At 42.5% G+C, this 9,816-nt stretch carries 8 protein-coding genes; 6 read left to right on the top strand and 2 right to left on the bottom strand.

Annotated features, from left to right (window positions below; translation table 11 throughout):
• Positions 1 to 209: 209 nt before the first annotated feature.
• Together BK820_RS03430 and BK820_RS03425 are read left to right on the top strand one after the other, a co-directional pair.
• On the top strand, positions 210 to 428 hold the full coding sequence (locus BK820_RS03430; RefSeq protein WP_004815519.1) for a DUF1653 domain-containing protein: 219 nt from the start codon (positions 210 to 212) through the stop codon (positions 426 to 428).
• Positions 429 to 458: 30 nt separating this feature from the next.
• Positions 459 to 1,049, top strand: coding sequence for an O-methyltransferase (locus BK820_RS03425; protein WP_004815521.1), 591 nt, complete (start codon positions 459 to 461; stop codon positions 1,047 to 1,049).
• Between the two features lie 24 nt (positions 1,050 to 1,073).
• Here BK820_RS03425 and BK820_RS03420 read toward each other — a convergent pair whose 3' ends face one another.
• Positions 1,074 to 1,280, bottom strand: coding sequence for a KTSC domain-containing protein (locus BK820_RS03420; RefSeq protein ID WP_004815523.1), 207 nt, complete (start codon positions 1,278 to 1,280; stop codon positions 1,074 to 1,076).
• Positions 1,281 to 1,590: 310 nt separating this feature from the next.
• On the opposite strand from BK820_RS03420, the gene BK820_RS03415 reads away from it, so the two are divergent.
• The gene (locus tag BK820_RS03415; protein WP_071320104.1) at positions 1,591 to 2,682 is read left to right on the top strand and encodes a zinc-binding metallopeptidase family protein; all 1,092 of its coding nucleotides are present in this window, start codon (positions 1,591 to 1,593) and stop codon (positions 2,680 to 2,682) included.
• A 65-nt stretch (positions 2,683 to 2,747) separates the two neighbouring features.
• Here the strand turns inward: BK820_RS03415 and ahpC are convergent, their stop codons facing one another.
• Positions 2,748 to 3,311 carry an alkyl hydroperoxide reductase subunit C gene (gene ahpC, locus BK820_RS03410; RefSeq protein WP_004815527.1) on the bottom strand — a complete coding sequence of 188 codons (564 nt, stop codon included), beginning with the start codon at positions 3,309 to 3,311 and terminating at the stop codon, positions 2,748 to 2,750.
• Between the two features lie 688 nt (positions 3,312 to 3,999).
• Between ahpC and hrpA the strand changes: the two genes are divergently transcribed.
• From hrpA to BK820_RS03395, 3 genes are read left to right on the top strand one after another with little or no spacing between them, the layout of a single operon-like run.
• The gene (hrpA, locus tag BK820_RS03405) at positions 4,000 to 7,821 is read left to right on the top strand and encodes an ATP-dependent RNA helicase HrpA (RefSeq protein WP_071320108.1); all 3,822 of its coding nucleotides are present in this window, start codon (positions 4,000 to 4,002) and stop codon (positions 7,819 to 7,821) included.
• 30 nt (positions 7,822 to 7,851) lie between these two features.
• Entirely contained in the window at positions 7,852 to 8,964 is a 1,113-nt protein-coding gene (locus BK820_RS03400; RefSeq protein WP_008303977.1) for a beta-ketoacyl-ACP synthase III, read from the top strand.
• A gap of 15 nt (positions 8,965 to 8,979) precedes the next feature.
• A complete protein-coding gene (locus BK820_RS03395; protein ID WP_071320103.1) occupies positions 8,980 to 9,732 on the top strand; it encodes a lysophospholipid acyltransferase family protein in 753 nt (250 codons plus the stop codon).
• Positions 9,733 to 9,816 lie beyond the last annotated feature (84 nt).

Genomic DNA, 9,816 nt, shown 5'->3' with positions numbered 1-9,816 from the left:
AATTTATTCGATGAAAGAATATTAAGTGAAATAGATGAATAGGCAAAACAGGTAGTTTTTATTTATTCAATCGGAAATTTAGATGAAATGGAAATTTCATCATTGATATCAAGCTTATATTGGACTAATAATGGAATTTTCAAGTGATCTAGCAGTATTGTGATAATTTTCAGTTAAGATGAATCTGCTTTAATCGAGTGAATAAAATAATGGAACTTCAACGCGGAATTTATCAGCATTACAAAGGTCAATTATACCAGGTCCTGCATGTCGCCATGCATAGTGAGACTGAAGAAAAGCTGGTGGTTTATCAATGTCTATACGGTGACTATTCAATCTGGGTGCGTCCACTCAGCATGTTTACTGAGGTGATAACTTTAGATGACGATCGTGAATTAGAGCGCTTTAAACTGATCACAGCACTATAAAACCTAATCATTTGAATAAGAGAGTAGAGCGTGGAACACATAAGTCATTTTCAAAACTATGTTCGTGAATTATATGCTCGCTTTAGTGCGCATGATGCTGGTCTGAGTGATCGGTTACAGCGCTATCGTAATATCGAACCTGCATCAGCGCAGTTTCTCTCTATACTTATTCGTGCACAACAGTCTAAATGTGTGCTTGAGCTCGGAACATCTACAGGTTATTCCACTTTATGGTTGGCCGAAGCTTTATCAAGCACGCAAGGTCACATGGTGACTCTGGAAATTGATGCAGAGCGCTCGAAAGAAGCCCAGCTACATGCTCAACATTTAAAGCTGGACAGTCATATTGATTTTCAGGTAACAGATGCATTGGATTATTTACAATCCTGTCAGCAGCAGTTCGATTTTATTCTGCTGGATGCTGAGCGTGATGCTTATGTTGAATATTGGAGCTACCTGCCGCAATTGTTGCAACAGCAGGGTGGGTTACTTGTAGTGGATAATGTGCTTTCTCATGCAGAACAGGTGGCAGTATTCAAAGCATTGGTCGATCTGGATAAGCGTTTTGTATCTTCTACAGTCGATATCGGTGCAGGCTTACTCTTGATTACTTTTCAATAATAGTTTCGAGTAAATAGCCCGGTTTTAATCACTGTAAATCCGGGTGAAATTAAGATCATATTCCAGGTATTTTTTCACAAAGGCCGCCTTGTCATGACGCCTGAGTAAGTTGTCATAAATATATTCGGGCACTGGATGATAAAGCTCGGTTAAACCATTGTCATAGAAAATTTTAAGATGGCGGCTTGAAGGATTATATTTCCAGGAAATTACTGTTAAAAGTAGAGCCATACTACACCTCCGATAGACAGGAAGATTTAGATTTAATTCTTATTGGTCTATCTCTTGAACTTAATTCAAGGGCACTGAGTTCTATATAGTTGCTTTGTAAATTTATTCTCTTTCTCACCCTTTCCAGGATGATCAATTCAATCAATAGCTCAAGGTAAAATCTTCATCAAGAAACGATACTTTCAATTAAGCAAAAAATATGCAAACTCTGGATACCTGTTGTAAGAAAATGCTACAAAAAATTTAAGGTAGTTAAAAAAAACTGCTTTAAGATGAGGGGAAAACAAGAACGAAGCAGAGTTATTTCTACATGCAATTATTTAAGTGCTCCCACTGCCATCAACCTGTTTATTTTGATAATAATTACTGTACTGCATGTCAACATCTGCTGGGGTTTGATAGCTCAACCATGTTGATGGTGGCTTTAGAATCCAATGCAGATGGATCAATACTGACAGAACCAGATACACAGGCCAAATACCGTTATTGTGCTAATGCCGAGTATGCGGTATGTAACTGGGTGATTCCGCAAGAAGATCCGCATGACTTCTGTCTGGCTTGTCGCCTGAATCGTGTGATTCCCAATTTAAATGAACCCCAGTATCGACTGCGTTGGCATAAAATTGAACTCGCAAAACATCGCCTGGTTTATTCTTTATTGCGCTGGAAGTTGCCGTTGCAGTCTCGGCAGGAAAATCCTGAATCTGGTTTAGCTTTTGATTTTAAGGCCAATCCAAATAATCCTGATGAACCTAAAGTCATGACTGGACATGATAATGGAGTGATTACCCTTAATATTGCAGAAGCAGATGATGTCGAACGCGCCATGGAACGCAAGAATATGGAGGAGCTTTATCGCACCTTGCTTGGGCATTTTCGGCATGAAATTGGGCATTATTACTGGGATGTACTGGTAGATAACACCGAATTTCTGGAGCCTTGCCGGCAACTGTTTGGGGACGAGCGCATGGACTATCAGGAAGCTTTAGATCGGCATTATCATCAAGGACCACCCGCAGACTGGATGGAGCGTTATATTAGTACATATGCCACCATGCATCCTTGGGAGGACTGGGCTGAAACCTGGGCACACTATCTGCACATCGTCGATGTGCTGGAAACTGCCGATTCCTTCGGCATGCAGATCCATCCACATGTAGTAGAAGAACGTGATGATCAGTTCATGACCTTGGTAAAGCGGATAAATCCTTATTACACCTGTAATTTTGATGAAATTTATCAGGCCTGGTTACCCGTAGCTTTTGCCATGAATAGCTTGAACCGCAGTATGGGGCAGGATGACTTTTATCCTTTCCTGATTAATCCGGTCGTGCAACAGAAATTGAAATTCATCCATGATGTGATTCAGACGACAGCTGGTGCACAGCGTAAAGTTGCCTGATACTGTTCAAATAAAAAAGCCACGCATTTGCGTGGCTTTTTTTAATCAGTGCAATCTAATACAGATTAGATTTTACCAACTAGGTCGATTGAAGGAGCAAGAGTCGCTTCGCCTTCTTTCCATTTAGCTGGGCAAACTTCGCCTGGGTGAGCGTGTACGTACTGAGCTGCTTTAACTTTACGAAGAAGTTCTTGAGCATCACGGCCGATACCACCAGCGTTGATTTCAACGATTTGGATTTTGCCTTCTGGATCGATAACGAAAGTACCACGGTCCGCAAGGCCGTCAGCTTCGATTAGAACTTCGAAGTTTTTAGAAAGAGTCCAAGTTGGATCGCCGATTAATGGGTACTGAATTTTACCAATTACGTCAGAAGTGTCGTGCCAAGCTTTGTGAGTGAAGTGAGTGTCAGTAGAAACACCATAGATTTCCACACCTAGTTTTTGGAATTCAGCGTAGTTATCAGCAAGGTCACCAAGTTCCGTTGGGCAAACAAAAGTGAAGTCAGCTGGGTAGAAGAATACTACAGACCATTTGCCTTTAAGGTCAGCTTCAGTAACTTCAACAAATTGGCCATTGTGGAAAGCAGTTGCTTTAAATGGTTTAACTTCAGTATTAATCAAGCTCATCATTGTCTCCATGATTGAGGTTAGTCTTTAATTTTGAATAAGAGTATCGAACTTTGGGTCTTAGCTAAAATGGTATTTTTACATTACAAAAATCGGAAAAACCGAATTATGTAACTGACTGCCAGTTTACCCAAGTCATCTTTATGTACATTCGGCATAGCCAGAGCTGCCTGGATGACAAAACATGTTCGGTCATCAACCTGCATAAGAACATGATGTTTTACGCGACAAAATTCAAGGGTAAAGCTTAAAAAAATCTTATTTTTTTCAAATAAATTGATTTAATTTGAGAATGTGAAGACTGCGAAGCTCCTGATTTTATAAATATCTTGTAGTTTGATGATATGTGAAAAGTAAATCGTATCAGTCGTAAGCAAAGGTGTCTTTTTTAAATAGCCTAAGCATTTTATGGCTTATTTTAAAATTTTGACTTGAAATGGATAGCTCTGGGTATTGAGAGAGAAGCCTGAGTATTTACTTGCTGGCAATATTTTAAAAATACGAATCAGCTCCAGATCCGAGCGCAATGTAAATCATAGCTTTTAGTCACGCTGCAACAACCAAATTACGATCTAAGTGCGCATAAGTACATTGGGAAAATGCATGAAAGTGAGTAGAATAGTATGTTTTAGAATAGTTGTAGGGCGCTGACTTGGCTGCGAAGGGTTTAAATGTCGAAAACTGGGTGATGGCACGTGACCTCCACCGTTTAAATCGTTTACGTAAGGGTAAGGATGCCAATGAAAAACAATACCGAGAATTATTCGAAAAATCGCATTTAAAAGTTCTAGAGCGTGTTGAACGTATTCCGAATATTAAGCTGAATCAGGATCTGCCGGTTACCCAGTACACTGACAAGCTAATTGCCGCGATTCAAAAGCATCAGGTGATTATTGTAGCCGGTGAAACCGGTTCTGGTAAAACTACACAGTTACCTCAAATTGCCATGCTGGCCGGACGCGGTCTGACCGGCCTGATTGGTCATACCCAGCCACGTCGTCTGGCTGCGCGTAGTGTATCGCAACGTATTGCAGAAGAAGTTGGGGAAAAGCTCGGCGAGTCAATTTCCTTTAAGGTTCGTTTTAATGAGCAGGGTTCACAAGATTCTCTGGTTCGTTTGATGACGGACGGTATCTTGCTGGCTGAGCTGGCCAATGACCGCTTCCTGACCAAATATGACACCATCATTATCGATGAAGCACATGAACGTTCATTGAACATCGACTTTATTATGGGGTATCTAAAGCAGTTACTGCCACGTCGTAAAGATCTGAAGGTTATCATTACCTCAGCTACACTGGATGTAAACCGCTTTAGTAACTACTTTAATGGTGCACCAATCTTTGAGGTCGAAGGTCGTAGCTATCCGGTTGAACTGCGTTATCGTCCAATTTCGGAAATGACAATTGGCGGTAGTGATGACGACGAATTTGATGATTTTGAAGAAAACCTGCCACGTGCAGTCGTAGCCGCTGTAGAAGAATGTTTTCAGGATGCGCAAGAGAAAGGTCATCCTGAACATGCCGATATCCTGATTTTTGCCAGTACTGAACAGGAAATTCGTGAGCTTCAGGAGACTCTGATCAAGCATGGTCCACGACATACTGAAGTTTTACCGTTGTATGCGCGGCTGGCTTTAGCTGAACAGCAAAAAATCTTTAGTTCATCTGGTGGTGGTCGACGCATTATTATCGCGACCAACGTGGCGGAAACTGCACTGACAGTGCCGAACATCCGTTATGTAATTGATAGCGGTTTTGCCCGTATCTCGCGTTATAACTATCGCTCACGTGTACAGCGCCTGCCAATTGAAGCGATTTCCCAGGCCGCAGCGAATCAGCGTAAAGGTCGTTGTGGTCGTATTGCGCCGGGTGTGTGTATTCGCCTGTATTCAGAAGAAGACTTTTTAAGTCGTCCTGAGTTTACTGAACCGGAAATCAAGCGAACTAACCTGGCATCAGTCATCTTGCAAATGCAGAGTCTGAAACTGGGTTCACTGGAAGAATTCGACTTTATTGAGCCACCGGATCACCGTTTGGTAAATGATGGTCGTAAGCTCTTAATTGAGCTTGGAGCAATGTCCGAGAAGAAAAATGAGCTGACCAAGATTGGTTATCAAATGGCAAAAATGCCGATTGATCCACGTCTGGCACGGATGATTCTCGGTGGAGCGCATTTCGGTGTTTTGAATGAAGTACTGGTGATTGTTGCTGCGCTGGCTGTCCAAGACCCACGTGAACGTCCAGCTGACAAGCAGATGCAGGCTGATCAAAAACACGCGCTGTTCCGTGAAGCAGATTCAGATTTTCTGTTTTATATCAAACTATGGGAAACCCTGCATGCCAATCGTGAAAATATGAGCGAGAACAAGCGCCGTACTTTTGCGCGGAATCATTTCCTCAGTTGGCTACGCTTACGTGAATGGAAAAAAACCCATGAACAGTTGGTTGACCTCGCTAAGGGATTGAACCTGTCCTTTAATGAAAAGAAAGCCAGCTATGAAAATCTGCACCGTGCCTTATTAACCGGTCTGTTGTCTTTCATTGCCAATAAGACTGATGAGCGTAATGTGTTTATGGCGGTGCGTCAGCAGAAGGCGCGTGTATTCCCAGCTTCGACCTTGCATAAAACCAATACCCCTTGGGTAATGGCCTTTGAAATGGTGGAAACCTCACAGGTGTATTTACGGACGCTTGCCAAAATTGAGCCAGAATGGATTCTGCTCGCTGCACGTGATCTGGTGAAACACCATTACTTTGAACCGCACTGGTCTAAAAAAGCCGGCGTAGTAAATGCATATGACCAGATTTCACTGTTTGGTCTGATCATTGAACCTAAGCGTCAGATCAATTATGAAAAAGTAGATCAGGAAGCTGCACATGAAATCTTCCTGCGTGATGCACTGACCACAGGTAATCTGGGAATTACGCCACCATTCTTGAAGCATAATCTGCTCAAGCTTGAAGAAGTGGAACGGGTTGAAGACAAGCTGCGCCGTCGTGATCTGGTAGTGGATGAAGAAACCATTTATCAGTTCTATGCTTCCAAAGTGCCGCCAGAAGTGGCAAGTCGCCGTAGTTTCGAAGACTGGCGTGCTACGATAGAACCCCAAGATCCGCGATATCTGTTTATTGATGATGATGCATTATGGTTGAATGACCGTCCGACCACGCAGCAGTTCCCGGACTATTTGCGTAATGGTGAGTTACGTCTGGCAGCCAGTTATCGTTTTGACCCAAGCCATGATGAAGATGGAGCGACCGTTCGTATTCCGCTACAAGCCTTGCCTCAAGTGGATGAAAATCTCTGGTCTTGGGGGATTCCAGGCTGGCGTCAGGACCTGATCGAAGCTTTATTAAAAGCATTACCAAAAGATAAACGACGTAATCTGGTACCAATTCCGGATACTGCACGTAAGTTAATGGCACGTATTGATGCGACTGATTTGCAGAAGCATATCTTTAGCTTTCTGGCATTCCAGTTGCGTGGTGAACAGATTACCGAAAAAGACTTTTCACTGGAACGCGTTGAGCAGTATCTGTTGCCTTTAATTAAGGTGATTGATGAGAAAGGCCGTGTCATTGAACAGGGCCGCGATCTGGAAGAGCTGAAAGCTCGTTGCCGTACTGAAACACATAGTCCAGTCAAACAGCTGAAAGGTGAATACAAAACTTTCCCGGAAAGCTTTGTATTTGAAGCTTCGCAAAAAGTGACAGGTGTGGTGGTGAAACAATACCAGGCTCTGGTACCCACTAAAGACTTTGCTGCCCTGGAACAGAAAGATGAATCTGGTGTGGTGATTCAGACCTTTAATGATCAGGCTGAAGCGATTCGTCAGCATCGTGCCGGGGTAATCCGTCTGGTGCATATGCAGCTCGGTGATCTGATTCGCCAACTGAAAAAACAGATTTCTAAACCACTGGCATTGGCCTATTCACCCTTGGGTGATAAAGCTAAACTGGAACAAATGTTAGTTTATGCCACACTCCAGATGGCAATAAAAGAGCTTCCTGTCAATGCGCAAGAGTTCCAAAAGTTGTTAGAAGATGTAAAAAAATCTTTCCTGACTTATGGTCAAGCTGCTTTACGGGATATTACCGATATTTATACCCAGTGGCAGGAAATACGCCGGAAATTGTTGGTTTTAGACGGTTCTGTGTTTGGCAAGAACATTGATGACATTGAGGATCAGCTAGATTTGATGAATCTTTCTGACTTTGTTTATTCCGTACCGGCGGATGTCTGGATTGAATTTCCACGCTATCTCAAGGCACTGATTTTGCGTCTTAACCGTTTGCCAAATAATTTACAAAGGGATGATTCTGCCATTGATCAAATTGACCCTTGGATGGAAAAATTGTTCCAGTTTAAAAATGACGCTCGCCTGAAAGAACTGTATTTCATGGTTGAGGAATTGCGGATCTCTTTATTTTCACAACCGATGAAAACTAAAGCACCGGTTTCTCCGAATCGCCTACAAAAAGTATGGGATCGTCTTGGAATCAGTTAACATATAGGTAATTTCTAAAAGGAGTTTTACATGGGCATCCGCATTACAGGTACTGGTCTGTTTCATCCAACAGATTTCATTACCAATGAAGAGTTAGTTGAAAGTTTAAATGCTTATGTGGAACAGTATAACCTCGAGAATGCTGACAAAATCGCTGCGGGCGAAATTGAAGAATTGCGTGGTTCGAGTGCAGAATTTATTGAAAAAGCTTCTGGCATCAAACGCCGTTATGTCGCTGAGAAAACTGGTATTCTGGATCCAAAACGTCTTCGTCCTCTACTGCATGAACGTTCAAATGACGAATTGTCTATTCAGGCAGAGTGGGGCGTAGCTGCGGCGAAACAGGCGATGGATAATGCAGGTGTGACTGCAGAAGACATCGATGTTGTGATTCTATCATGTTCGAATATTCAGCGTGCTTATCCAGCACTTGCAATTGAAATTCAGACAGCTTTGGGTATTCAAGGCTATGCATATGACATGAACGTGGCATGTTCTGCAGCGACTTTCGGGATTAAGCAGGCAGCTGATGCGATCAAGTCTGGTGCGCGCCGCGTATTAATGGTAAATGTTGAAATCACCTCTGGTCATACCGATTTCCGTTCACGTGACTGTCACTTTATCTTTGGTGATGTCGCTACTGCTTCAATCATTGAAGAGACTGAAACTAAAACTGGTTTCGAAATTGAAGATATTGAACTGTTCACCCAGTTCTCAAACAACATTCGCAATAACTTTGGTTACCTGAACCTAAGCGAAGTGGATGCTGATATCGATAACAACCGTTTCCGTCAGGACGGTCGTAAGGTATTTAAAGAAGTTTGTCCGCTGGTTGCGAAGATGATCACCAAGCAGCTGGAAAAGAACCAGATTGAACCGACCAATGTAAAACGTTTCTGGTTGCACCAGGCGAACGTGAACATGAATGAGCTGATTCTGAAACTGATCGTAGGTAAAGAACACGCAAAATCAGAACTGGTACCATTGATTTTGGACGAGTTTGCAAATACATCTTCAGCAGGTGTCATCATTGCATTGCACCGTACAGCAAATGAAGTAAATGACGGCGAATATGGTGTGTTATGTTCATTCGGTGCGGGCTACTCTGTAGGCTCAATCCTAGTGAAAAAGCACGTCGCTTAAGCTAGAGCAGACATCTTGCAGGTTAAGCATGATGCAGCCTGGATCAAACGCTTAAGCGGATTGTCCAAACTGTATTTTACGCCGACCTTTTTCGGTGCTGAGCACATTGATGCTTCGCGACCTGCAATGTATGTCGGTAATCATTCGATCTACGGAGTGTTTGATTCACCCATGATTATTGATTACCTGTACAACGAACATAAAGTGGCCGTGGTCAGTATTGCGGACCACAGCCACTTTTATATTCCGCTCTGGCGTGAAATCTTCAGAAAGTTTGGCGCGATTGATGGTGTGCAGGAATATGTACGCGAAGTTATGCGCCAGGGTTATTCGATTCTGGTCTTCCCGGGTGGAGGGCGAGAAGTACTGAAACGTCAAGGCGAGCAGTACCAGCTGATCTGGAAACAGCGTTATGGCTTTTTAAGGCTGGCACAAGAATTTGACTACGATATCATACCGTTTGCTGCTCTGGGCGGTGATGAAATTTTCGAAATTGGCTTTGATGCCCGTCAGGTCGTGGAAAATAAATATTTTCAGAAATTACTCAAAGTTTCTGCACTTAATAAACTCTTGCGTAAAGGGGATGTCATTCCTTCCTTGCCGAAAAGTCTTTTTCCAAAACGGTTACCTTTCTATTTTCAGTTCCAGCCAGCTTTATCTGTCTCTCATATCCAAAGCCAAAAAGATATGACACTATTCCGTGATCAGATTCAGCAACAGATCTATCAGGCAATTGAAGAATTAAAAAATATCCGAGCTATCACCTAAATCCTGAAAAATAAAAATGAACTGGGTTTAAATGCGAGCTGTTTTATCTGATTTATTTTATTTTGTGAATTATTTTTCTATATG

The sequence above is a fragment of the Acinetobacter sp. LCT-H3 genome, from assembly GCF_001866125.1.
Lineage (GTDB): Bacteria > Pseudomonadota > Gammaproteobacteria > Pseudomonadales > Moraxellaceae > Acinetobacter > Acinetobacter schindleri.
Note: the sequence above shows the minus strand (reverse complement) of the source record. Positions and strands in the feature narration are given on the sequence as shown.

Bases quoted from the DNA above. Each gene is read 5' to 3' on its own strand.
- BK820_RS03420 (WP_004815523.1), bottom strand. From the start codon at position 1,280: ATGGCTCTACTTTTAACAGTAATTTCCTGGAAATATAATCCTTCAAGC.
- BK820_RS03430 (WP_004815519.1), top strand. From the start codon at position 210: ATGGAACTTCAACGCGGAATTTATCAGCATTACAAAGGTCAATTATAC.
- hrpA (WP_071320108.1), top strand. From the start codon at position 4,000: ATGGCACGTGACCTCCACCGTTTAAATCGTTTACGTAAGGGTAAGGAT.
- ahpC (WP_004815527.1), bottom strand. From the start codon at position 3,311: ATGAGCTTGATTAATACTGAAGTTAAACCATTTAAAGCAACTGCTTTC.
- BK820_RS03415 (WP_071320104.1), top strand. From the start codon at position 1,591: ATGCAATTATTTAAGTGCTCCCACTGCCATCAACCTGTTTATTTTGAT.
- BK820_RS03400 (WP_008303977.1), top strand. From the start codon at position 7,852: ATGGGCATCCGCATTACAGGTACTGGTCTGTTTCATCCAACAGATTTC.